This window comes from Aeromicrobium sp. EU05-FHT14F07 (assembly GCF_058790455.1).
In genome coordinates, this window is sequence record NZ_JBYTCR010000004.1 from 128,846 (window position 1) to 152,297 (window position 23,452).

Here is a 23,452-nt window from a genome sequence, read left to right on the forward strand (position 1 = left end):
ACCGTCCGGATCTTCCCCGCCGGGTCGCCACGCCCGCCTGGCCCGTCCGGCACGGCAGGACGGCTCAGGGTTCGCTGACCTGGCGGTCGAGCAGGTGTCCTTCGGCGCTTCTCCTCATGTCTAGTCCTTCATCCTCGGGTCCTGCCCCCGAGTGCCTCGTACGTCGTGTGGTCCTCGACCCCAGGCGAGGAGGGCGACGACGAGCGCCACCACGACGACCAGCCACACGACCAGCTCGACCGCGCCGTAGCCTACGCTCCCGCCCAGGCCCACGAGCCCGATCGGGAGCAGGACCACCACGACGAGCAGGACGGCGAGGACCTGCCGGCGCCCGCTCACGTCTCCTCCGATCTCGGCACCTGGAAGGTGCCGGTCCCCACACGATGGAGGGGCTCGCCGGAGTGCGACAGGCTTCATCAGAGTTGAGGTGGATGGCCTTGACAGGCCGCGCGAGCCAACGTAGCGGGAGCCCTCACCCCTCGTGGATCGGGTCCTTCGGCAGCCGCTTGACCTTGCGGATCCGCTTGCGGCGGCTCGGGATCATCGAGCGCATCTCCTCCAGCTTGCCGAAGCACAGCAGCCGGTCGCCGGCCTCGAGCACGTGGGAGCGGCGCGGGTTCGGGATCACCTGGGTGCCGCGCTGCAGCGTGAGGACGGAGATGTCACGGTCGCGCAGGCCGCTCTCGCCGAGCGGCGTGCCGACCAGGTCCGACGCGGCCTGCACGAGCAGCTCCGCCACGCCGTACCCGGTCGAGACGGTGAGCCGCTGGCGCACGTCGATCTCGGGGAAGGCGACCTGGTTGTCGATGTGGTCGATGATCGCCCCGGCGACGTCGAGGTTGGTGGCTGCCTCGATGCCCTCCAGCCCGGGCGAGGAGTTGACCTCCATCACGAGGGGGCCCTCGTCGCCCTCCAGCATGTCGACTCCGGCGACCCGCAGACCCATGATCTGCGCCGCGCGCACCGCCACCCGCTCGTACTCGGCGTCGAGCGTGACCGGCTCGACGGAGCCGCCGCGGTGCACGTTGGAGCGGAACTCGTCGCCCTTCGCCACGCGTCGCATCGCCGCGACCACGCGGTCCCCGACCACGAGCGCACGGATGTCGCGACCCTTGCTCTCCGCGACGAAGTGCTGGATCAGCACGTTCTGGCGGGTGCTCTGCAAGGTCTCGATGATCGCCTCGGCGACCTTGATCTCCGGAGCGAGGATGACGCCGATCCCCTGCGTCCCCTCGAGCAGCTTGATGACGACCGGAGCGCCACCGACCCGCTCGATCGCCGGGATCACGTCGGCCCGGTCGCGCACGAACGTCGTGGCCGGCATGCCGATGTCGTGGCGCGAGAGGATCTGGCTCGCCCGCAGCTTGTCGCGCGAGTTCTGGATGCCCCACGACGTGTTCGGCGTGTACACGTCCATCTGCTCCAGCTGCCGCACCACCGCGGTGCCGTAGTAGGTGATGGAGTTGCCGATGCGCGGCAGCGCGGCATCGTAGTGCGACAGCGGCTTGCCGCGGTACTGCAGGTCCGGCTCGTCGCCGGAGAGGTCGATCGCGAAGCGCAGGGTGTTCAGCACCTTGACGGTGTGACCACGGTCGAGCGCTGCGGTGCGCAGGCGCTGCGTACTGTACGACCGAGGCGCACGTGACAGGATCGCGAGCTTCATGGACTCCCCGAGCTGGAAGGACGGACGGTTGACGCAACCCCCTTCCTACACCTCCGATCCGCAGTCCGCTCCTCCTGGCGAGCCCGGTGCCGACCGTCCGTCGCCGACGCTGGTGGGCTGGCGCGAGTGGGTGCGCCTGCCCGACCTGGGCGTGCCGTGGGTCAAGGCCAAGATCGACACCGGTGCGCGCACCTCGTCCCTCCACGCGTTCGACCTGGAGGACGACGGCGGGCGACGCGTCCGCTTCAGCATCCACCCCTGGCAGGGCAGCGACGAGGACCCGACGCAGGTCGAGCTCGACGTGCTCGACCTGCGCGAGGTGCGGTCGTCGTCCGGCCACGTCGAGGAGCGCTACGTCGTGCTCATCGACCTGCACCTCGCCGGTCGGGTGGTGCCCGCGGAGGTGACGCTGTCGCGGCGCGACGAGATGGGGTTCCGGATGCTCGTCGGACGTGAGGCGCTGGCCCAGGGCTTCCTGGTCGACTCCAGCGCCTCCTACCTCGGCGGCCGCCCGCCCGTGCGCGTGCGGCGTCGGAACCGGGGACGGTGATGGTGCGCCCCTCCTTCGAGATCGGCCCCATCCGGGTGCGCCCGGGGCAGGTGAAGTCGGTGTCGCTGCCGATCACCCGACTCGTGACCGGCGCCGACGTCGACCTGCCGGTGCGCGTCGTGCACGGTCGTGAGGACGGGCCGACCGTGTGGGTCGACGCCGCCATCCACGGCGACGAGGCGGTCGGCGTCGAGGTCGTCCGCCAGGTGCTCGCCGAGCTCGACCCGAAGACCATGCGCGGGACGCTCATCGCCGTGCCGATCGTCAACGTGCTCGGGTTCATGACCGGCGACCGGTACCTGCCCGACCGTCGCGACCTCAACCGGTCGTTCCCGGGGTCGGCACGCGGGTCGCTCGCGTCGCGCATCGCGCACCTGATGATGACCGAGGTCGTCGCGAAGTGCGAGGTCGGCATCGACCTGCACACCGGGTCGGACCGACGCACGAACCTCCCCCAGATCCGCGCTGACCTCGAGGACCCCCGCACGCGCGAGCTCGCGGAGGCGTTCGCCGCACCCGTCATGCTGCACGCCCGCATCCGCGACGGGTCGCTGCGCGCCGCGGCCCGCGAGGCCGGCGCGACGGTGCTGCTCTACGAGGCGGGCGAGGCGTGGCGCATGGACGCGTGGGCGATCGAGGCCGGCGTGCGGGGCGTGCGTCGGGTGCTCGCCGCGCTCGGCATGACCGACCCGCTCGACGAGGATCCGCCGACCCCGAGCCAGGCGTCGTTCAGGAGCAGCTGGGTCCGGGCCCGCGGCACCGGCATGCTGCACCTGGAGGTCGGGCTCGGCGAGCACGTCGTCGAGGGCCAGCGCCTCGGCGGGCTGTTCGACTCCTTCGGCAAGCGGGTCCGCCTCGTCCACGCCGAGCGGTCCGGCGTCGTCATCGGCCGCACCGAGGCTCCCGTCGTCAACAGCGGCGACGCCGTCGTGCACGTCGCCGAGGTCTGACCCGAGGGCGAGATTCCCAGGCCGACCTGGGAATCTGCGTCGCAGCACGGAATTCTCAGCGGAGCACGGAAAGCAAGCCGTGCCTGGCTGAGTTTCTCGTGCCTGGGCGAGATTCCCAGGTCGACCTGGGAATCTCAGGACGCAGGTCAGGCGAGGTCGGAGAGCTCGACGGAGGGGTCGGCGAGGCGCTCGGGGGCGACCTCGCGGCCCACCAGGGCCCGCAGGTCGTCCTGGACGTCCCAGATGTTGACGTTCATGGCGGCGGACACGACGCCGTCGTGCAGCCAGAACACGATGAACTCGCCGTCGCCGCTGCCGTCGTCGAGCTCACCGCGCACCACCACGTCGTCGTCACCGGACCCGTGGCCGACGTACTCCATGCCCAGGTCGTACTGGTCGGTGAAGAAGTACGGCTCCCAGTCGTACACGACGTCCTGGCCGAGCAGCACCTCGGCGACGGCCTCGCCCTGGCGCACCGCGTCGTCCCAGTGCTCGACCCGCACGGCGTGGCCGCGACCGACGTGGAGGGTCGCCGACACGTCGCCGATCGCGTAGACGTCGGGGTGGCTGGTGGCGAAGTGCTCGTCGGTGACGATGCCGTCGTCGACGAGCAGTCCCGCCTCCTGCGCGAGCTCGACGTTGGGCGTCGCACCCACCGCGAGCACGACGACGTCGGCCTCCAGCACCTCACCACCGCCGAGCCTCACCGTGCGCGCGGTCACCGCGTCGACACGCTCGCCCGTCCGCAGGGTCACGCCGTGCGTCGCGTGCAGGGAGGCGAAGTAGCCGCCGATACGCTCGCCCATGACCTCCTCCAGCGGCACGTCGCCGCGCAGCACCACCGTGGTCTCGAGGTCGTGGTGACGCGCCGCGGCCGCCACCTCCAGCCCGACCCAGCCGCCGCCCACCACGACGACGGACGACGCGTCGGCGAACGCCGCAGACAGCCGCTCGACGTCGGCCGCGTCGCGCAGGAAGAAGGCGTCGGCGCCACCCGCGATCGCGTCGGGGACGGCGGGACGGGCACCGGTCGCGATGACGGCCTTGTCGTACGGCACGACCTGGCCGTCCGCCAGGTGTACCCGGTGACCCTCGACGTCGAGCCGCTCGGCCGCCGTGCCGCTCACGAGGCGCACGTCGTGCTCGGCGTACCACTCCTGCGGGTGGACGACGGCGTCGTCGAGCGTGCCCTCGCCGAGCAGCACGTCCTTCGACAGCGGCGGACGCTCGTAGGGCAGCCGGTCCTCGGCGCCGATGATCGTCAGCCCGCCGTCGTGCCCGTTCTCGCGCAGCGCCGCTGCAGCCTTCGCGGCCGCGAGACCGCCTCCGATGATGACGATGTCCATACGTCGAGCCTCGCACGGACCCCGACGTCGGCAAGCCGAACGACCGGCCGTCAGGCCCCCGCGCGGCGCAGTGACCCGAGCCTCTCGCCAGCGGGGTCGAGGGCGACCAACCGACCGTCGCGCAGCTGGAAGGAGGCGGCCCGGTCCAACCAGGTCGAGTAGCTCGGGCACGCGACCAACGAGGTCAGCTGGGCGCCTCGCAGCTGCACCCGGTCACCGTCGAGCGACCACCGCCGGCCGCTGAAGGAGTTGCACCCGTCGGAGCCGGACACCCTGCCGTCGGCCCCGAGCTCGACCTCCACCGGCAGCCGCGAGCTCGAGCGGCCTGCTGACCAGAGCCCCGTCACGTCAGCCGCGGTGACGTCACCCGGCGTCGTCGAGGACGAAGGCGACGCGGACGCAGGCTCCGCCGACCGACCCTCACAGCCGCCCAGGGCGAGCACGGCACTCACCGCGGTCATGCCCACCAGGCACCGCGACCATCGTCGTCGAGGCACGAGGTCAGCCCCTGGCGGAGACGTCCGGGTCGGTGAGCAGCAGACCCAGCTCGGCGCCGTCGGGCCCGGTCGCTCGCAGCGTGCCGTCGTCCCAGCGGAACGACACCGCCCGACCCAGCCAGGTGTCGACGCCGTCGCAGGCCATGAGGGTCGAGACGCGGGTGCCCGACGTGGTGACGACGTCGCCCTCGAGCGACCAGTGCTCTCCGCCGAAGCGGTTGCACCCGTCGTGCCCGGCGAGGTCGCCGTTGTCGCGCAGCTCGACGAAGGCCCGGTCGGGGCCGTTCTCGGGGAGCCAGCGGCCGACGACGTCGGACCGTGCGGGGGCGCTCACTCGCCGTACAGCTCGTTCGTGGGGGTCGACCCCGACGGACCGGAGGACAGCACCCGACGGCGACCGCCGGGCAGACGCTGGGCGAGCGTGCCGAGCGGCTCGACGGCACCGCTCAGCACCGACACCGCCTGGTTGAGGCTCGGGATCGCGTTGCCCAGCGCCTCCAGCCGCGGGACGATCGCGTCGATCGTCGACCCGAGCGCCACCAGCTGCTCCAAGGTCCCACCGGGCCGCAGCAGGTTCTCGAGGACACCGTCCTCCTCCAGCAGCTGCTCCAGCAGGCCGCCGGGACGCAGGACGTTCTCGAGCGTGCCGTCGTTCTCCAGGAGCCGCTCCAGCGGGCCACCGGGCGCGAGCATCCGCTCGATCGGGCCGTCGGGCGCGGTCAGCCGCTCCAGCGGTCCGTCGGGTGCGAGCAGCCGGTCGAGCGACCCGCCCGGAGCGAGGAAGCGGTAGAGCGGCCCGTCCTCCGCCAGTGCACGGTCGAGCGGGCCGCCGGCCTCCAGCAGCCGCACGAAGGGGCCCTCCTCCGAGGCCATCCGGTCGACGAGACCGTCACGCTGCAGCGCCTTGCCGATCGGCCGGTCCTCGGCCGTGATGTCGGCGACCAGGTTGCCGAGCGCGACGATGCCGCGGTCGTCGGCGAGCAGCCGGCCCAGCTGCTCCAGCAGCCCGTCCTCGCCGATCAGCACCGCGATCCGCGCGCCGTACCCGCCCTCGCGCAGGATCGGGCCGTCCGGCGACGCCAGCTGGCCCAGGGCTAGCGTCGTGCGGGTGGCCGAGATCGTCACGCGCAGGGGCAGGGTGGCGAGGCCGACGAGGTTCATGCTCGCAGCGTAGGACCGTGACAGCGACGATGTCACCTGCTGCGCACCAGACGCACCGCGCCGTCACGTCGCGGGTCCGCTGCAGCCTCGAGGTGCAGCGCACCCGTCGCATCACGTCGCAGCAGGGTCGCTGCGACGCCGCCGTAGTACATCGTCAGGTCCGAGGCGTCCTCGACCTTGACCACCTCGTCGGGGCGGCCGGCCCGGTGCACGTGCACGCGGGGATGGTCGACGGCTCCCTGCAGGGTCAGGCCGCCGTGGACGAAGCCGGCCACGACCTGCGCGACGGCCGTCGAGATGCGGTCGGCTCCTGGGGACCCGATCGCCAGTGCCGCGCCGTCGCGGTGGTGGGCCACCGTGGGCGCCATGTTCGACAGCAGCCGGGCACCCGCCGGGAGGCCGTGCAGCCCGCGGGGGTTCAGCTCCTGCTCGCCGAGGCAGTTGTTGAGCCAGATGCCGGTGCCGCGCGCGACCATGCCCGAGCCGTAGCCGGAGGAGACGGTCACCGCGCACGCGCCACCGTCGCCGTCCGTGGCGGACACGTGGGCGGTGGAGCCCGACGAGCGCACCGCGTCGTCGACCGACGCGAGGTAGGCGAGCGCGTCGGCGACGAGGTCGTCGCTGTGGTCGAGCACGTCGAGCCGGTGCCCCAGGACCGCCCGCTGCACCTCGACCAGGCGGTCGACGTCGGCGGCCGACCACCGGCCGTCCGCGACGTCGCGCGGCACGCCGTCGAGCAGGCGCAGCATGGCCGCCACGCACACCCCGCCGATCGCCGGCGTCGGGTTCGTGCCGAGCGTCCAGTCGCCGAGCTCGACGCGCAGCGCCGGCCGGACGACCGGCCGGTACGCGGCGAGGTCGTCGCGCGTCAGCAGACCGCCCCGTGCCACCACGTCGTCACTGATGAGGCGCCCGAGGTCGCCGGTGTGCAGCGCCGCGGCGCCCTCCTCGGCGATGAGCTCCAGCGACGCGGCGAGGTCGGCGACCACCACCAGCCCGCGCGTCACCGTGCCGTCGACGTCGTGCACGGCCGCGCGGCTCTGCTGGTCCCAGCCGTAGATGTCGTCGTGCACGTAGTCGAGGTAGTAGCGCGACGCCGACCCCAGCCGGAAGCCGCCGCGAGCGACGTCGACCGCCGGGGCCACGACCTCGCGCCACGGCACGCTCCCCCACCGTCGGTGCGTCTCCTCGAACGCCGCCACCGCGCCGTGGGTCGCGACCGACCCGGCGCCGATCGTGACGGTGACCCCGCCGCCGTACTCGGTGGTCACGTCCCACGTGCCCGACCCCCGGGCGGCCTGCGCCCCTCGGCCCGGCATGTCCATCCACCCGTCGACCGTGACGGGGCTCGACCCGTCCTGGGGCTGGACGGTGACGAAGCCGCCCGAGCTGAGCGAGACCAGGCCCACCTCGTTGACCATCGTCACCAGGGCGGCGGCGAGCGCCGCGTCGACGGCGTTGCCGCCGGCGCGCGCCACCTCCGCGCCTGCGTCGGCGGCGGCCTCGTTGGGTGCGGCGAGCGCGACGTCGGGCATCCTCGCAGGCTAGCCGCGCCGACCGGCTCCGCGCGATTCGACGGCAGGGACTCGACGGTAAGGTGGGTTCCGGTGTGCCGGGAAGTCTGGTCGGCGTCCTGTCGCCGACCCCTGGAGGACGATCTCCTGTGAGCACCCCCCGTCGCCGCCTGCTGACCCGCGGCTCCTGGTCCGAGACCCAGCGCATCGGCGAGCTCGTCCGTGCCGAGACGTTCGGCGGCGCGCTGCTCGTCGTCGCGGCCCTCCTCGCCCTGGTCGCCGCGAACACCACCGACGCCTACGGGCAGCTGCGCGACACGGTCGTCGGACCGTCCGCGCTGCACCTCGACCTCTCGCTCGGCACGTGGGCGGCCGACGGTCTGCTCGCCGTCTTCTTCTTCGTCGTCGGCCTGGAGCTCAAGCGCGAGCTCGTCGCCGGCGACCTGCGCGACCCCTCGCGCGCCGCGGTGCCGATCGTCGCGGCCGTCGGCGGAATGGCCGTCCCCGCCGGCATCTACCTGCTGGTCAACGGGCTGCACCCCGAGGGACGCATGGTCGGCTGGGCGATCCCGTCGGCGACCGACATCGCCTTCGCCGTGGCGGTGCTGGCGGTCGTCGGCTCGTTCCTGCCGACCGCACTGCGGCTCTTCCTGCTCACGCTGGCGATCGTCGACGACCTGCTGGCCATCACGATCATCGCGCTGTTCTACACGGCCGACCTCGACGTGCTCTGGCTGCTGGCCGCGCTCGTCCCGATCGGCCTGTTCGGGCTGCTCGTCCAGCGCCGCATCCGCTCGCCGTGGCTCCTCCTCCCGCTCGCGGCCGTCGCCTGGGCCTGCGTGCACGAGTCCGGCGTGCACGCGACGGTCGCCGGCGTCCTGCTCGGGTTCACGGTGCCGGTGCTGCGCCGCGACGGGCAGCAGGGTCAGGGCCTGGCCGAGCACCTCGAGCACCGGGTGCGCCCCGTGTCGTCGCTGTTCGCCGTCCCCGTCTTCGCGTTCTTCTCCGCCGGCGTGGCCGTCGAGGGGGCGTCGGGGTTCGTGGAGGCCCTGCGCGACCCGGTGACCCTCGGCATCGTCGCGGGGCTGGTGGTCGGGAAGCCGGTCGGCGTGCTCGCCTCGACCTGGCTGATGGCCCGGTTCACGCGCGCCGAGCTGGACGACGACCTGACCTGGACCGACCTGCTCGGCGTCGGCCTGCTCGCCGGCATCGGCTTCACCGTGGCGCTGCTCGTCGGCGAGCTCGCGTTCGGGCCGGGCAGCGAGGCCGACGAGCACGTGAAGGTCGGCGTGCTCGTCGGCTCCCTCACGTCGGCGCTGTTGGCCGTGGTGGTGCTGCGCTCCCGCAACCGCGCCTACCGCCCCTGAGCCCACTCCCTCCCCACGTTTCGGTACGTCATCGCCCGTTCTGGTGACGAGAACGGGCGATGACGTACCGAATCGTGGGGACTACTCCCACTCGATGGTGCCCGGGGGCTTGCTGGTGATGTCGAGGACGACGCGGTTGACGTCCTCGACCTCGTTGGTGATGCGGGTGGAGATCCGCTCGAGCAGCTCGTAGGGCAGGCGGCTCCAGTCGGCCGTCATCGCGTCCTCGCTCGACACCGGCCGCAGCACGATCGGGTGGCCGTAGGTGCGACCATCGCCCTGGACGCCCACGGAGCGGACGTCGGCGAGCAGCACCACCGGGAACTGCCAGATGTCGCCGTCGAGGCCGGCGGCCGTCGTCTCCTCGCGCACGATCGCGTCGGCGCGGCGCAGGATCGCGAGACGCTCGGCGTCGACCGCGCCGACGATGCGGATCGCGAGCCCCGGGCCGGGGAAGGGGTGGCGGCCGACGATCGCCTCGGGGATGCCGAGCTGGCGACCCACCTCGCGCACCTCGTCCTTGAACAGCGTGCGCAGCGGCTCCACGAGCGAGAACTCCAGGTCCTCGGGCAGGCCGCCGACGTTGTGGTGGCTCTTGATGTTGGCCGCGCCCTCGCCTCCGCCGGACTCGACGACGTCGGGGTAGAGCGTGCCCTGCACGAGGAACTTGACCGGCGGCCCGGGGGTGGCGAGCACCTCCCGCTCGGCCTCCTCGAACACGCGGATGAACTCGCGGCCGATGATCTTGCGCTTGGTCTCGGGGTCGCTCACGCCGTCGAGGTGCCCGAGGAACCGCTCGCGCGCGTCCACGACCTTCAGGTCGACCCCGGTCGCCTCGACGTAGTCGCGCTCGACCTGCTCGGCCTCACCCTCGCGCAGCAGCCCGTGATCGACGAACACGGCCGTCAGGCGGTCACCGACCGCGCGCTGCACGAGCGCCGTCGACACCGCCGAGTCGACCCCGCCGGACAGCGCGGAGATCACCCGGGCGTCGCCGACCTCGGCGCGGATCTTCTCGACCTGCTCCTCGACGATGTTGACGCTCGTCCACGTCTGGCGGCAGCCCGCGATCTCGACGAGGAAACGCTCCAGCACCTGCTGGCCGTGCTCGGAGTGCAGCACCTCCGGGTGCCACTGCACGCCCGCGAGCCGGCGCCCGGTGTCCTCGAACGCGGCGACGGTGGCGCGCGGCGAGCGCGCGTTCACGGTGAATCCCTGCGGCGCGCCGACGACCTCGTCGCCGTGCGACATCCACGACGTGAGGCTGGTCGGCAGTCCCTGCAGCAGCGTGCCGGGGTCGAGCACCTCGACGGCCGTGCGCCCGTACTCGCGCTGCCCCGTCCGCGCGACGTCGCCCCCGAGGGCCGCGGCCATCGCCATGAAGCCGTAGCAGATGCCGAACACCGGGACGTCGGACTCGACCATCGACGGGTCGAGCTGCGGCGCGCCCGGCTCGTAGACCGACGACGGACCGCCCGACAGGATGATCGCGGCGGGCTCCCGCGCGAGGATCTCCTCGACCGGCATCGTGTGCGGGACGATCTCGGAGTACACCCGGGCCTCGCGGACACGGCGCGCGATCAGCTGGGCGTACTGGGCGCCGTAGTCGACGACGATGACGAGGTCGTGGTCTGGGGTCACGGCGTCATCGTATCGGTCGAGAAATTTCTTCAGACGGCTCGTAACCCCCTCTGGGGAGCGTCGTTGAACAGGACGGATCTCGCTACACTCCCTCCCGCGAGATCCACATCGTGCCCGCTCCTCGTGGCACATGACAGGACCCGGCCCGTGAGCTCCCTCCAGGCCGGGTCCTGTGCGTTCCGGCACCCCGACCGGCCGGCCGCGGCCCCCACCACTCCCCCGACCTCGCCGTAGATTGGTCCCGATGTCCGGCCTCGAGATCGCCCTCACCCTCACCAGCGCCACGCTGGGCGTGCTGCTGGTGGTCACGTGGGGCCTGCTCCTGGGAGCGCGGCGCCGCATCACCCAGCTGAAGCGGTCGTTGCAGGCCGAGCGCCCCCGTCCCCGGCTCGCGGTGCCGCGACCCGCGGACGCCGTGCGCACCGTGGTGGGCACGGCGATCAGCCTGAAGGACAAGGGCTTCGGCGGCACCCTGCGCAGCTCGATCGACGACCTCGCGCGCTGGGCCGACGTCGAGCGGCCCGACCTCGCCCGCATGGCCACGCCGGACGGCACCGTCACGATCCTGTTCTCCGACATCGAGGGCTCGACCGCCCTCAACCACGAGCTGGGCGACGGGGGCTGGGTGCGGCTGCTCGCCAAGCACGACGCCGTCGTGACCCGTGCGGTCGGCCGGCACGGCGGGCACGTCGTGAAGTCCCAGGGCGACGGCTTCATGGTGGCCTTCCCGTCGGCCACCGCCGCCGTCGCCGCGGCGGCCGAGGTGCAGCGTCGCATCACCCGCGCCCGGCCGGGGTCGCGCCTGGCGGGCGTGGCCGTGCGGATCGGGGTGCACCGGGGGTCGGCGGTGCACCGCGACGGCGACCTCTTCGGGCGGAACGTCGCCTACGCCGCACGCGTGGCCGCCCAGGCCGACGGTGGCGAGGTGCTCGTCAGCGACACCGTCCTCGAGGCCCTCGAGTCCGACGGCGAGCAGGTGCCCGTGCTCGAGAGTCGCGAGGTCGACCTCAAGGGGATCCCGGGCACCCAGGTCGTCCACGCACTGGACTGGCAGGTCTGAGCCCGGACGTGCGTCGGCCCGGCCCCTCCGAGGAGGAACCGGGCCGAGCAGCCGTGAGCAGGACGGTCAGTCGAGCCGCTCGGTGGCCTTCTTCTGCAGCTTCTCGGCGAAGTTCGGGTCGTGCTCGAGCAGCTCGGCCACGTCGGAGTCGGTGAGGTGCAGCGCCTTGACCGGCGTCTTCGCCACGACGGTCGCGTTGCGCAGCTTGCCGTTGACGAGCGCCATCTCGCCGATGACGTCACCGGCGCCGAGCTCGGCGATCGACTCCTGGTGACGTCGGATCTCCACGGTGCCGTCGAGGATGATGTACGCCTTGTCCGCGGGGGTGTTCTCGATCATCACGGCCCAGCGCTCGGGGATGTTCACGGGACGACCGACACCGGCGAGCTTCTCGATGGTCTTGGCGTCGAAGTCGGTGACGCGGGTCAGCGCGTCGATGGTCTCGCGGTCTGCCTTGCGTGCCATGGCTTCCTCTCGGTCGAACGGCGCGGGGTGGAGGGGCGCCGCAGCCGGTCCAACGACCTGGAGCGAAGGAGGACACGCCCGCAGCATGCTGACGGTACGCTGCCCGACGTCCCCTCCGCCAGCCCTGGAAGGCAATGACGTGGCCTCTCGAGACGCGCGTACGGCCCGGTCCCGGCGCGCGTTCGGCTCGGTGCTGCTCGGGTCGGCCGAGCAGGACACCAGCCGGCTGCGCATCCGCATCCAGCTGCTGCTCACCCTCTTCCTCGTCAGCACCAACCTCATCGGTGCCGGCATCGTCGTGGCCCTGTCGGTCTTCGTGGTCCCGAGCCCCCGCCCCACGCGGGACATGGGCGTGGCCCTCGCGATCGCCGTGCCGATCTACGTCGGCCTCGCCGTGCTCGTGGGCGCGACGTGGGGGACGCGGCGGACGGTCCGGGCCCAGCGGTGGGCCCTCGAGGACCGCGAGCCGACGCCGCGCGAGCGTCGCCGCGCCCTGCGCGCCGCCCGGTCCCTGACCGTCATGCAGGCGGCGCTCTGGGTGCTGGCGACGGTGCTGTTCACGCTGCTGTCGGTCGTCGTGCAGCCCGAACGTGCCCTGTCGACCGGTCTCACCGTCGGCATCGCGTCGATCGTCGTCACGACCATCGCCTACCTGCTGGCCGAGTTCGCGATGCGGCCGATCGCCGCCCGCGCCCTCCGCGGCGCCGTCATGAAGCGGCCGCGCGGCCTCGGTGCGGCGACCCGCGTCCTGATGTTCTGGTGGCTCGGCACCGGTGCGCCCGTGGTGGGCCTGGTCGTCGTCGGCATCCTCGCGCTCACCACCGACCAGCTGACCCTGAGCGAGCTGGCGGTCGTGACGCTGATCATCGGCTCGGTCGTGCTGTTCTTCGGCTTCTTCGTCATGTGGCTCACCTCCCGAGCCGTCGTCCAGCCGATGACGGGTGTCACCGAGGCGATGCGTCGGGTCGAGCGCGGCGAGTTCGGCACCACGATCGAGGTGTTCGACGGCTCGGAGCTGGGGATGCTGCAGTCGGGCTTCAACCAGATGTCCACGGGCCTGCTGGAGCGGGAGCGGTTGCGCGACGCGTTCGGTCGCCACGTCGGGCGCGACGTCGCGGAGGCCGCGCTGGAGGACGTGCGGCTGGGCGGCGAGACACGCGAGGTGTCGGTGCTGTTCACCGACCTCGTGGGCTCCACGTCGTACGCGCAGGAGCGCGAGCCGGACGAGGTCGTGGCCATGCTGAACGACTACTTCGGCGTGATCATCGCCGAGGTCGACGCGCACGGCGGCCTCGTCAACAAGTTCATGGGCGACGCCGTGCTCGCCGTCTTCGGCGCACCGCGTCACCTCGACGACCACGCGGGGCAGGCGCTCGCCGCCGCCCGACGGATCGGGGAGCGGCTCGAGACGGAGCTGGTCGGCGTGCGCGCCGGGATCGGCGTGGCCACGGGACGGGCGGTCGCGGGCTACGTCGGCGACGAGACCCGCTACGAGTTCACCGTGATCGGCGACGCCGTCAACGCCGCCTCCCGGCTGACCGAGCTGGCCAAGGACGTCGAGGGTGGTGTGCTCGCCGACCTGCAGGCGGTCACCGCGGCCGACCCCGAGGAGGCCGCCCACTGGCGCCGCGAGGGCAGCACGGTGCTCCGCGGCCGGTCCGAGGAGACCGAGACCGCCGTCCCGCGCCGGGCGGAGACCCCCAGCGCCTGACCCTCTCCGCGGTCGGCCGATTCCCATCACTTCATGGGAATCCCTCACTCCCCCTGCGGATGATTCCGCCGGTGAGCACGGGACGACCATGGTGAGTCCGGACGTCACGGGCGGGGGCCGCAGCGTCTCGCGGTGCGGACGTCACGGACGCACTCACCACGGTCCTCCCTCACCTGCCCTGGGATGCATCCACGGGTGAGTGAGGGAGAACCATGGTGAGCTGCTGGTTCCCATCAATTGATGGGAACCAGCAGCGGCGAGGCAGCAGGTCAGCTGACGCCGACGATGGGCAGGCGCAGGGCGGCCGGTGCGTCCTCGGGGACCACGGGGTTCTTCGGCGCGATCGGCTCGAGCGAGCGGAAGCCCTCACCCACCGCGGGGCGCGGGTCGGCCTCGCCACGGTTCGGCCAGTAGGCCATCGCGCGCTCGGCCTGGGCCGTGATGGTCAGCGACGGGTTGACGCCGAGGTTCGCGCTGATCGACGAGCCGTCGACCACGTGCAGCCCCTCGTGACCGTACAGGCGGTGGTACGGGTCGATCACGCCGGTCTCCGGGGAGTCGCCGATGCACGCGCCGCCCATGAAGTGGGCCGTGAGCGGCACGTTGAACGGCTCGCCGATCGTGCCACCGGGCGTGCCTCCCATGTGCTCGGCCATCCGCTGGACGGCGACGTGGCCCGGCTCGATGAAGGCCGGGTTCGGGGCACCGTGGCCCTGGCGCGACGTCAGCACCTTCCTGCCGAGGAGGTTGCGCTTGGTGTAGGTCGTGATCGAGTTGTCGTGGGTCTGCATGACCAGCGCGATGACCGTGCGCTCCGACCAGTGCCGCAGGTCGTAGAGCTTGAACATGTTGCGCTTCTGCCGCCACATCTCCTTGAGCCACGTCTTCCAGCGGGCCCTCGGGAGGCTGCCGTCGGTGAGGACGGTCTGCATCAGCGACATCGCGTTGGAGCCTCGCCCGTAGCGGCACGGCTCGATGTGCGTGAACTCGTCGGGGTGGAACGACGACGTGATGGCCACGCCCTCGGAGTAGTCGACGTCCTTGCCGTCGGCGATGGAGCCGAGGAGCGCCTCGGAGTTGGTGCGGGTCAGCAGCCCGAGCCGGTCCGAGACGTTCGGCAGGACGCCCTGGTCCTTCATCCGGTGCAGCAGCTTCTGCGTGCCCATGGTGCTGGCGGAGAAGATGACCTGCTCGGCGGTCATGACCCGGTGCTTGCGGAAGCGCTTGTTCGTGCGCCGGGTCTCGACCGCGTAGCCACCTCCCGGCAGCGGCGTCACCGACACCGCGGTCGTCAGCGGGTGGATCTCGGCCCCGTTCTGCTCGGCGAGGTAGAGGTAGTTCTTGACGAGCGTGTTCTTCGCGTTGTGACGGCAACCGGTCATGCACTCGCCGCAGTTCGTGCAGGCGTTGCGGTCGGGGCCCGCGCCGCCGAAGTAGGGGTCGGCGATCTTCTGGCCCGGCTCGTCGCCGAACAGGACGCCGACCGGCGTGTGGTGGAACGTGCCCTCCACGCCCATGTCCTGCGCGACCTTCTTGATGACCCGGTCGGCCGGGGTCTCGAACGGGTAGGTCGCGACGCCCAGCATCCGCTTGGCCTGGTCGTAGTAGGGCGCCAGCTCGCTCTTCCAGTCGGCGATGTGGCCCCAGGCGGGATCCTTGTAGAAGGGGTCGAGCGGCTCGTAGAGCGTGTTGGCGTACACGAGCGACCCGCCGCCGACGCCCGCGCCGGACAGGATGAGCACGTCCTTGAGCTTGTCGATGCGCTGGATGCCGTAGCAGCCCAGCTGGGGCAGCCACAGGAACTTGCGCAGCCGCCACGACGTCTTGGCGAAGTCCTCGTCGCGGAAGCGCTTGCCCGCCTCCAGGACGGCGACCTTGTAGCCCTTCTCGGTCAGCCGCAGGGCGGACACGCTCCCGCCGAATCCGGAGCCGATGACGATGACGTCGTGGTCGAAACCCATGGGAACCTCTCGTGGTGCTGCTGCGGGGTGGTGCTGCGGTGTGGGAGACGCGCGGGGCGTCGGGGTGCGGTGGCGTCAGGCGCGCGGCGTGCGGCGCAGCACCTTCAGCCCGAGGGTGAGGGCCTGGGCGTAGCGCCGCGCGGGGACGAACGCGGGCCCGCCCATCGGCACGGCACGCTGGACCGCGACGGCCTGCGGCTCGGTGTAGCGCAGGATGCCCTCGGCACCCTGGCGACGCCCGACGCCCGACGTGCGCATGCCGCCCATAGGGGCGTCGATGCTGCCGAAGGTGGCGGCGAAGCCCTCGTTGATGTTGACGGTGCCGGCCTTGATGGCCGGGGCGATGCGGCGGGCCTCGCGGACCGGGCCGAAGATGCTGGCGTTGAGGCCGTACTCGCCGGCGTTCGCGAGCGCGATGGCCTCGTCGACCGTGCGGTACGGGTAGAGCGACACGAGCGGCCCGAACGTCTCCTCGGCGAAGCAGGCGGCAGCCTCGGTGACACCCTCGAGCACGGTCGGCTCGAAGAAGTACGGCCCGAGGTCGGGTCGGGCCCGACCGCCCGTGAGCACGGTCGCGCCGTTCGCGACCGCGTCGTCCACGTGCTTGGCGACGGTCTCGACCTGGCTCTGGGAGATGAGCGAGCCCATGTCGGCGTCCCAGTCGAGGGAGGCGCCGAGGCTCAGGGCCTGCACCCGACGCACGAAGGCGTCGCGGAAGGCGTCGTAGAGCGCCTCGGGCACGTAGACACGCTCGATCGACACGCACAGCTGACCGGCGGAGGAGAAGCAGGCGGTGACCGCGCCGGCCGCGGCCCGCTCGACGTCGGCACCGGGCAGCACGATCATCGGGTTCTTGCCGCCGAGCTCGAGCGAGCAGCTGACGAGACGCTCGGCCGCCTGCTTCGCGACGAGGGTGCCGGTGGCGGTGGAGCCGGTGAAGCAGATGTAGTCGGCGCGCTCGATGATCGCCGAGCCGACGACCGAGCCCGCGCCGCTGACGACCTGCCACACGTCGGTGGGGATGCCGGCCCTGCGCAGGAGCTCGACGCCGGCGAGCGCGATGAGCGGGCTCTGGCTGTCGGGCTTGTGCACGACGGCGTTGCCGGCCGCGACGGCGGGCAGACCGTCGGAGATGGCCATCGTCAGCGGGTAGTTCCAGGGGCTGATGATGCCCACGACGCCCTTGGGCACCTGGTTCACCTCGACGCGGGTCAGCCCGGGCAGGGCGCCGTTGCGTCGGGTCGGGCTGAGCTGGCTCTTCAGGCGGCGCGCGTAGAACCGCGCGGTCAGCGCGAGGTGGGCGACCTCGTCGAACGCGTGCGCCCGCGCCTTGCCCGACTCGAGCTGGATGAGGTCGAGCAGCTCGTCCTGGTGCGCGAGGACGAGGTCGTGCAGGCGCAGCAGCGCGGCGGACCGCGCCTCCAACGGGGTCCGGGCCCAGCGCTGCTGGGCGGCGCGCGCGGCGTCGAACGCCGCCTCGACGTCGTCGATCGACGACACGGGGATCTGCGCGACGGGCTCGCCCGTGAGCGGGGTGGTGGTCGTGCGGGTCTCGCCGCTGGTGCTGCGGATCAGCGACGTCAGGCTCTGGACACGGGAGGCGGGGACCACGTCGGCGAGTGACATGCTCTCCAGGATACCGCCGGTATGTCGAATGCGACAGGGCTTGTGTCACATCCGGTGGCGATGTCGGACGGACGCCGCGTCAGCGGGTCAGCCGAGCAGCGTCTCGCCCCAGAACCCGCGCGGCCCGACGCCGGGCGGGCAGGCGAACAGGCCGGAGCTGCGGTGCACCAGGTACTCGTTGAGGGCGTCGTTGGTCGGACCGGCGAGGTTGCGCTGGATCCGCACGAACTGGTCGGGCGAGCGCTGGTAGCTGATGAAGAAGAGACCGGCCGCGAGCTGTCCGAGGCCGTCGGTGCCGTTGACGAAGTTGTAGCCGCGACGCAGGATCCGGGCCCCGCCGTTGTTGTCGGGGTGCGCCTTGGCGACGTGCGAGGTGACGGGGATGAGCGGCTGGCCGTCCGAGCCGCGCTTCGTCAGGTCGATGGCCGCGTGCTCGTCGCCGCCGGACAGCGGACCACCCGAGCCCTTGGCCCGACCGATGATCGCCTCCTGGCCGGCGAGCGGCTCCCGGTCCCACGTCTCGATGCGCATGTCGATGCGTCGCGCCACCAGGTAGGAGCCGCCGACCATCCAGTCGGGACCGTCGCCCTCCTGGACCCACACGACGTCGTCGACGTCGCGGTCCTCGGACTTCACGTTCGCCGTGCCGTCCTTGAAGCCGAAGAGGTTGCGCGCCGTGGCCTGCGCCGCCGACGTCGACGACGTGCGTCCGAAGCCGAGCTGGGAGTAGCGCACCGACGCGCGTCCGAAGGCGATCCGGACGAGGTTGCGGATCGCGTGCACGGCCACCTGGGGGTCGTTCGCGCAGGCCTGGATCGCGACGTCGCCGCCCGTCAGGGACGGGTCGAGACGGTCGCCGGAGAACAGCGGCAGGTCAGTGAGGTCGGCGGGGCGCGCGTCGCCGAGCCCGAACCGGGCGCGACCGTCGCGCTCGAACAGGCTCGGCCCGAAGCCGATGGTCAGCGTCAGGCCCGACGCCGGGAGGCCGAGCGCCTCACCGGTGTCCTCCGGCGGGGCCTCAGGTGCGCCGGCGACGGCGCCGTAGACGCCCACCTCGTTGCCCTGGGTGAGCTTGCGGGCCGCCTGCGTCCACTCCTTCAGCAGCCCGACGAGCTCGTCACGGCTCTGCGTCGTCACGTCGAGCACGACGAAATGCAGCCGGTCCTGCGCGGGCGTGAGGATGCCCGCCTGGTGCCGTCCCTCGAACGCGACCGGGACCGCCTCGGGGTCGGCGCGCACCGGCTCGTCGCGGGTCGCGCCGACGGCGTAGCCCCCGGCGACGCCTGCGACCACCGCACCGGCGCCGGCCGCGCCGAGCAGGGCGCGACGCGACAGCGGGGAGCGCTCGCTCACGCCGAGGCCGCGACCACGGCCGCCACCTTGCTGATCGGCTCGCTGAGCGCCGCGACGGAGTCCGAGAGCCGCTTGACCTGCTCCTTGCTGAGCGTGTCGTAGCCGGCCCACTCACCGGTGTCGGCGTCCTGGTACTGGTCGAGCTCGGTGTCGAGCGCCTTGAAGCGCTGGTCGATGAGGGTCACGAGGTCGGGGTCGGCCTTCTCGAGCACGGGGCGGAGCGCGGCGATCGCGGCCTGCGAGCCCTCGATGTTGGCCTTGAAGTCCCAGAGGTCGGTGTGGCTGAACTCGTCCTCCTCGCCCGTGATCTTGCCGGTCGCGACCTCGTCGAGCAGACCCTTGGAGCCCTGGGCGAGCTGGAGGGCCGTGAGGGGCTTCTCCTTGCTCTCCTGGACCACCTTCGTGACGTTGGCGAGCAGCTGGTCGGCGTAGGGGTCCATGCCGTCGGTGTTGCCCGCGACCCAGAGCTGCTTCTCGATGCGGTGCCAGCCCGTGAAGTCGCGTCCCTCCGCCTTGGCGTCGGGCTCGCGGCCGTCGGTGATCGGGTCGAGGTCGCCGAAGATCTCCGCGACGGGCTCGATGCGCTCCCAGTAGGTGCGGGCCCGCGGGAAGAGCGCCTTGGCCTCGTCGACCTCGCCGGCCTTGACCGCGTCGACGAACTCGGTGGTCTTGTCGATGAGCGCACCGGTCTGGCTCTCGACGTAGCGCTGGTAGCTGGCGGCGGCGGCCTTCAGCTCGGCGGAGTCCGACAGCTCCTTGGCGGCCTTGCCGGACACGGTGAGGTCCTGGCGGATGCCGTCGCCGACCATGCCGGGCTTGCACGCGCCCTGGTAGTCGCCCTTCGGCAGGTCGACGACGAGGTCGCGCGACAGGCCCGGCCCGATGTTCTCGACCTCGCCCATGATCCGGTCGCCCTCGGCGTACACGTAGAACTCGGTGACCTTGGAGCCGGCGTTCGTCACGGCGAACGTGGTCGGGCCGGCCTTGAGCTGGGTCGCCGAGACCTTGCAGGAGGAGTCGGCGGCCTTCACGGCGACCGTGCCGTCGGCCTCCGACGGCTTCTCGGCGCAGGCGGCGAGCAGGGAGAGGGAGGCGGCGGCGAGGCCGGTGACGAGGAGGGTGCGGCGCATGGGGGTCCTTCGGTGCAGGGCGCCCGGGTGAGGGCAGCCTCACCATGCTAGACCGCAGACGGTTCCCCGCGGCAACGGTTCGGGGTGTGACGTGCGCCGAGCGCAGGTCCGCCGGGACCTTCACAGGATCTGCACATCCGCTTCGCACACCGCACCCCACGGCGAACCTAGGGTCGGAACCATGACCCGCCAGGACCCGCGCCGCACGATCCTCGTCGTCGAGGACGAGCCGCTCATCAACCAGATGGTGACCGACCGGCTGCGCGCCGAGGGGCACGACGTGGTGCAGGCGCACGACGGCCCGGGGGCGGTCGACGCCTTCGTCGCCCACGAGCCGGACCTCGTGGTGCTCGACCTGATGCTGCCCGGCTTCGACGGGCTGGAGGTCTGCCGGCGGGTGCAGGCGCTGCGGCCGGTCCCGGTGCTGATGCTCACCGCCCGCGACGACGAGACCGACGTACTCGTCGGCCTGCACGTCGGCGCCGACGACTACGTGACGAAGCCGTTCCGCCAGCGCGAGCTGGTGGCCCGGGTGCAGGCGCTGCTGCGTCGCGTCGCCCGCGCGGCCGAGCTCGCCGCCACCGCCTCCCCGTCGCGCACCCTCGGGTCGCTCGTGGTCGACGGCGCCGCCAGGCGGGTCACGGTCGACGGCGGCGAGGTGCACCTGACGCCGCTCGAGTTCGACCTGCTCGCCGCCCTCGCGGCGGAGCCCGGCGCCGTGGTGGACCGCGAGACGCTGATGCGCGACGTGTGGGGCTGGTCCGACGCGTCGGGCACGCGCACGCTCGACAGCCACGTCAAGACGCTCCGCGCCAAGATCGGCGCCGACCGGCTCCGGACGGTGCATGGCGTCGGCTACGCCCTGGAGGCTCGATGAGCACCCGGGGGGCCGGACCCCTGGCCGCGTTCGGCACGATCAAGGCCAAGCTCGGCCTGCTCGTCGGGGCGAGCGTCGTCGTCGCCGCCCTGCTCGCGCAGGTCGGCGACCGCGCCGGGCTCCCGGTGTGGGTGACGTTGCCCGTCACCGTGGGGTCCGCCGTCCTGGTGACGCAGTGGCTGGCGCGGGGCATGACGTCGCCGCTGCGCGCGATGACCGGGGCCGCCGCACGCATGGCGGCGGGCGACTACACGGTGCGCGTCGGCGCGACGACCGACGACGAGGTGGGACGGCTGTCGCGAGCCTTCGACGCGATGGCCTCGGACCTGGAGGCGATCGACCGGGAGCGGCGCGAGCTGGTCGCGACGGTCGCGCACGAGCTGCGCACCCCGCTGACCGCGCAACGGGCGCTGCTGGAGAACCTCGCCGACGGCGTCGTCCGGCCCGACGACGCCACCCTCGGGGCCGCCCTCCGCCAGGCCGAACGTCTCAGCGACCTGGTGGCCGACCTGCTTGACCTGTCCCGCATCGACGCCGGCGTCGCTCCGCTGCGCCTCCAGGAGGTCGAGGTGGGTGACCTGCTGCGGTCCGCCGTCGACGACGCGGCCGGCGCGGACCGCGAGGTCGACGTCGACGTGCTCGTCGACCCCGCTGCGCTGGTGGTCGAGGCCGACCCGCGTCGGCTCGCCCAGCTGGTGGCCAACCTGGTCGACAACGCGGTCCGCCACGCGCCCACGGGCGGCACCGTCCGCCTGTCCGCCTGGTCCGTGCCGGACGGCTGGGTGCTCGACGTGACCGACGACGGTCCCGGCATCCCCGACGACCTGCGCGAGCGCGTGCTCGAACGCTTCGGCACCGGCCCGGACTCCGGCGGCGGCACCGGGCTCGGCCTCGCCATCGCCCGCTGGGTGTGCGACCTGCACGGCGGCACCCTCGCCGTCCTCGCTGCGGAGCGGGGCGCCCACCTGCGCGCCACCCTCCCCCTCCACCCCCGACCGACCCCCCGATCGACCCCGACGAGGAGCACCCCGATGACCGACCCCACCCCGTCCCGCGGCAGCGGTGCCGCGACCCCGACCACCACGCCTCCCCCGCCGGCCGCGGCCCCCACCGCCGGCCGGGTCGAGGAGGTGTGGGCCCGGCTCTGGCCCGAGCGTGACCTGTCGCCCCAGGTGCGTCCGCTGCTGGCCTCCTGCCTCGTCGGCGTCCTCGCCGCCGTGCTGCTGGTCGACCAGCCGATGGGCGTCGGCTTCCTGCTCGTGGCCCTGGCCGTCGCAGGCGTCGTGCTCGCGCAGTCGCCGCGGCGACGCGAGCCGTGGACGGTGCTGGGTGTGGCCGTGGGCGTCGGGCTGTCCCTGATGACCGTGCTGCGGGCGAGCGAGTGGCTCGGCCTGCTCGGGGTCGTCGTGGCGGGGGCGACGCTCGCGGTCGCCGTCACCGGCGCACGGTCGGCGCTCGGCGTCCCCGCGGCGTCGACCGCCTGGGTGGCCGCCGCCCTGCGTGGCCTGCCCCTGCTCGGCCGCACGCTGTCGGCGACGAGCCGCTCCCGCCTCCTGTGGCCCGTCCTGCGCACGGCAGCCCTGGCCCTCGGTGGGCTCGTGCTGTTCGGCGGCCTCTTCGCCTCCGGCGACGCCGTGTTCGGCTCGTGGGCCTCCGGCCTGGTGCCCGACCTGGCGTGGGACTCCGTCGTGGCCCGCGGCTTCGTGTGGTTCTTCGCCGCCGGGGTGACGCTCGCGGGCTGCTACGTGGCCCTCAACCCGCCGCCGGTGCTGGCCGAGGACCTGCCCGCCGCCCGCCCTGTGCAGCACCGGTGGGAGTGGCTCGTGCCGCTCGGCACCGTCCTGGTCCTGTTCGTCGGCTTCCTCCTGGCCCAGTCGGCGGCGATGTGGGGCGGGCGCGACTACCTCGAGCGCACCACCGGGCTGACGTACGCCGAGTACGTGCACCAGGGGTTCGGCCAGCTCACGGCGGTGACCGTCCTCGTGCTGCTCGTCATCGGCGTCGCGGCGCGCAAGGCACCGCGCACCGACCCGCGCGACCGCCTGCTGCTGCGCCTCGCCCTCGGGGCGCTCTGCCTGCTCACCCTCGCGGTCGTCGCCTCGGCGATGTACCGGATGGACCTGTACCAGGAGGCGTACGGCTACACGGTGCTGCGCGTCGCGGTCGACGGCTTCGAGCTCTGGCTGGGCCTGGTCGTGCTCATGACGCTGGCGGCCGTGGTGCGGCTCTCCGGCGCCTGGCTCCCGCGGGCCGTGGTGCTCAGCGGTGCCTCGGCGCTGCTGCTGCTCGGCGCCGTCGACCCGGCCGCCCTGGTGGCGGAGCGCAACCTCGACCGCTACGAGGCCACCGGCCGCCTCGACGTGGACTACCTCGCGGAGCTCGGCCCGGACGCGGTGCCCACCGTCGTCGACCGCCTCGAGCCCGACGTCGCCGCGTGCGTGCTCGCGTACGACTCCTCCCCGAGCGACGTCGACGACCGGGCGCCCTGGTCGTGGAACCTGGGTCGGGACCGTGCCGAGCGTGCCCTGGCGACGCTGCCGCCGCCGGCCGCGACCTGCCCGACGTTCCGGGCCGAGTAGC

20 protein-coding genes are annotated in these 23,452 nt (G+C 72.7%); 7 read left to right on the plus strand and 13 right to left on the minus strand.

What is annotated here, in order from left to right; genetic code table 11:
- Positions 1 to 120: 120 nt before the first annotated feature.
- Entirely contained in the window at positions 121 to 339 is a 219-nt protein-coding gene (locus tag AC3WRM_RS05850) for a hypothetical protein (RefSeq protein ID WP_492248809.1), read from the minus strand.
- 133 nt (positions 340 to 472) lie between these two features.
- Positions 473 to 1,663, minus strand: coding sequence for a RimK family alpha-L-glutamate ligase (locus tag AC3WRM_RS05855; protein ID WP_067854263.1), 1,191 nt, complete (start codon positions 1,661 to 1,663; stop codon positions 473 to 475).
- 28 nt (positions 1,664 to 1,691) lie between these two features.
- Between AC3WRM_RS05855 and AC3WRM_RS05860 the strand changes: the two genes are divergently transcribed.
- Together AC3WRM_RS05860 and AC3WRM_RS05865 are read left to right on the plus strand one after the other, a co-directional pair.
- Positions 1,692 to 2,213 carry an ATP-dependent zinc protease family protein gene (locus tag AC3WRM_RS05860; protein ID WP_492248810.1) on the plus strand — a complete coding sequence of 174 codons (522 nt, stop codon included), beginning with the start codon at positions 1,692 to 1,694 and terminating at the stop codon, positions 2,211 to 2,213.
- Positions 2,213 to 3,163, plus strand: coding sequence for a succinylglutamate desuccinylase/aspartoacylase family protein (locus AC3WRM_RS05865; protein ID WP_492248811.1), 951 nt, complete (start codon positions 2,213 to 2,215; stop codon positions 3,161 to 3,163). Before AC3WRM_RS05860 ends, AC3WRM_RS05865 begins: the two co-directional genes overlap by 1 nt.
- A 146-nt stretch (positions 3,164 to 3,309) precedes the next feature.
- On the opposite strand, the gene AC3WRM_RS05870 is transcribed toward AC3WRM_RS05865, so the two are convergent.
- The 5 genes from AC3WRM_RS05870 to AC3WRM_RS05890 are packed head-to-tail and all read right to left on the minus strand — an operon-like array spanning position 3,310 to position 7,702.
- The gene (locus AC3WRM_RS05870) at positions 3,310 to 4,509 is read right to left on the minus strand and encodes an NAD(P)/FAD-dependent oxidoreductase (protein ID WP_492248812.1); all 1,200 of its coding nucleotides are present in this window, start codon (positions 4,507 to 4,509) and stop codon (positions 3,310 to 3,312) included.
- Positions 4,510 to 4,559: 50 nt separating this feature from the next.
- A complete protein-coding gene (locus AC3WRM_RS05875) occupies positions 4,560 to 5,006 on the minus strand; it encodes an META domain-containing protein (RefSeq protein WP_492270914.1) in 447 nt (148 codons plus the stop codon).
- Positions 5,007 to 5,010: 4 nt separating this feature from the next.
- A complete protein-coding gene (locus AC3WRM_RS05880) occupies positions 5,011 to 5,340 on the minus strand; it encodes an META domain-containing protein (protein WP_492248814.1) in 330 nt (109 codons plus the stop codon).
- Positions 5,337 to 6,167 carry a hypothetical protein gene (locus tag AC3WRM_RS05885; RefSeq protein WP_492248815.1) on the minus strand — a complete coding sequence of 277 codons (831 nt, stop codon included), beginning with the start codon at positions 6,165 to 6,167 and terminating at the stop codon, positions 5,337 to 5,339. The genes AC3WRM_RS05880 and AC3WRM_RS05885 overlap by 4 nt, the downstream gene beginning before the upstream one ends.
- Positions 6,168 to 6,199: 32 nt before the next feature.
- Positions 6,200 to 7,702 (minus strand): gamma-glutamyltransferase, encoded by a 1,503-nt coding sequence (locus AC3WRM_RS05890; protein ID WP_492248816.1) that lies wholly within the window; start codon positions 7,700 to 7,702, stop codon positions 6,200 to 6,202.
- Positions 7,703 to 7,830: 128 nt separating this feature from the next.
- Here AC3WRM_RS05890 and nhaA point away from each other — a divergent pair, with 128 nt between their 5' ends.
- On the plus strand, positions 7,831 to 9,048 hold the full coding sequence (gene nhaA, locus AC3WRM_RS05895; RefSeq protein ID WP_492248817.1) for a Na+/H+ antiporter NhaA: 1,218 nt from the start codon (positions 7,831 to 7,833) through the stop codon (positions 9,046 to 9,048).
- Positions 9,049 to 9,129: 81 nt separating this feature from the next.
- Here the strand turns inward: nhaA and guaA are convergent, their stop codons facing one another.
- Positions 9,130 to 10,689 carry a glutamine-hydrolyzing GMP synthase gene (gene guaA / locus AC3WRM_RS05900; RefSeq protein WP_492248818.1) on the minus strand — a complete coding sequence of 520 codons (1,560 nt, stop codon included), beginning with the start codon at positions 10,687 to 10,689 and terminating at the stop codon, positions 9,130 to 9,132.
- Between the two features lie 244 nt (positions 10,690 to 10,933).
- Between guaA and AC3WRM_RS05905 the strand changes: the two genes are divergently transcribed.
- Positions 10,934 to 11,749 (plus strand): adenylate/guanylate cyclase domain-containing protein, encoded by an 816-nt coding sequence (locus AC3WRM_RS05905; RefSeq protein WP_492248819.1) that lies wholly within the window; start codon positions 10,934 to 10,936, stop codon positions 11,747 to 11,749.
- A gap of 66 nt (positions 11,750 to 11,815) precedes the next feature.
- On the opposite strand, the gene AC3WRM_RS05910 is transcribed toward AC3WRM_RS05905, so the two are convergent.
- The gene (locus tag AC3WRM_RS05910) at positions 11,816 to 12,214 is read right to left on the minus strand and encodes a cyclic nucleotide-binding domain-containing protein (protein WP_492248820.1); all 399 of its coding nucleotides are present in this window, start codon (positions 12,212 to 12,214) and stop codon (positions 11,816 to 11,818) included.
- Positions 12,215 to 12,353: 139 nt separating this feature from the next.
- Here AC3WRM_RS05910 and AC3WRM_RS05915 point away from each other — a divergent pair, with 139 nt between their 5' ends.
- Positions 12,354 to 13,925: an adenylate/guanylate cyclase domain-containing protein gene (locus tag AC3WRM_RS05915; RefSeq protein ID WP_492248821.1), complete on the plus strand. Its 1,572-nt coding sequence runs from the start codon at positions 12,354 to 12,356 to the stop codon at positions 13,923 to 13,925.
- A 269-nt stretch (positions 13,926 to 14,194) separates the two neighbouring features.
- On the opposite strand, the gene AC3WRM_RS05920 is transcribed toward AC3WRM_RS05915, so the two are convergent.
- From AC3WRM_RS05920 to efeO, 4 genes are all read right to left on the minus strand, one after another.
- On the minus strand, positions 14,195 to 15,886 hold the full coding sequence (locus AC3WRM_RS05920) for a GMC oxidoreductase (RefSeq protein WP_492248822.1): 1,692 nt from the start codon (positions 15,884 to 15,886) through the stop codon (positions 14,195 to 14,197).
- Between the two features lie 75 nt (positions 15,887 to 15,961).
- A complete protein-coding gene (locus tag AC3WRM_RS05925) occupies positions 15,962 to 17,512 on the minus strand; it encodes a succinic semialdehyde dehydrogenase (protein ID WP_492248823.1) in 1,551 nt (516 codons plus the stop codon).
- 87 nt (positions 17,513 to 17,599) lie between these two features.
- Complete coding sequence (gene efeB, locus AC3WRM_RS05930; RefSeq protein ID WP_492248824.1) at positions 17,600 to 18,865, minus strand: iron uptake transporter deferrochelatase/peroxidase subunit; 1,266 nt, start codon at positions 18,863 to 18,865, stop codon at positions 17,600 to 17,602.
- Positions 18,862 to 19,995, minus strand: a complete 1,134-nt coding sequence (efeO, locus tag AC3WRM_RS05935) for an iron uptake system protein EfeO (protein ID WP_492248825.1) — start codon at positions 19,993 to 19,995, stop codon at positions 18,862 to 18,864. Before efeO ends, efeB begins: the two co-directional genes overlap by 4 nt.
- A 181-nt stretch (positions 19,996 to 20,176) precedes the next feature.
- Here efeO and AC3WRM_RS05940 point away from each other — a divergent pair, with 181 nt between their 5' ends.
- Entirely contained in the window at positions 20,177 to 20,872 is a 696-nt protein-coding gene (locus AC3WRM_RS05940; protein ID WP_492248826.1) for a response regulator, read from the plus strand.
- Positions 20,869 to 23,451 carry a DUF4153 domain-containing protein gene (locus AC3WRM_RS05945; protein ID WP_492248827.1) on the plus strand — a complete coding sequence of 861 codons (2,583 nt, stop codon included), beginning with the start codon at positions 20,869 to 20,871 and terminating at the stop codon, positions 23,449 to 23,451. Before AC3WRM_RS05940 ends, AC3WRM_RS05945 begins: the two co-directional genes overlap by 4 nt.
- The last annotated feature ends 1 nt before the right edge of the window (position 23,452 follow it).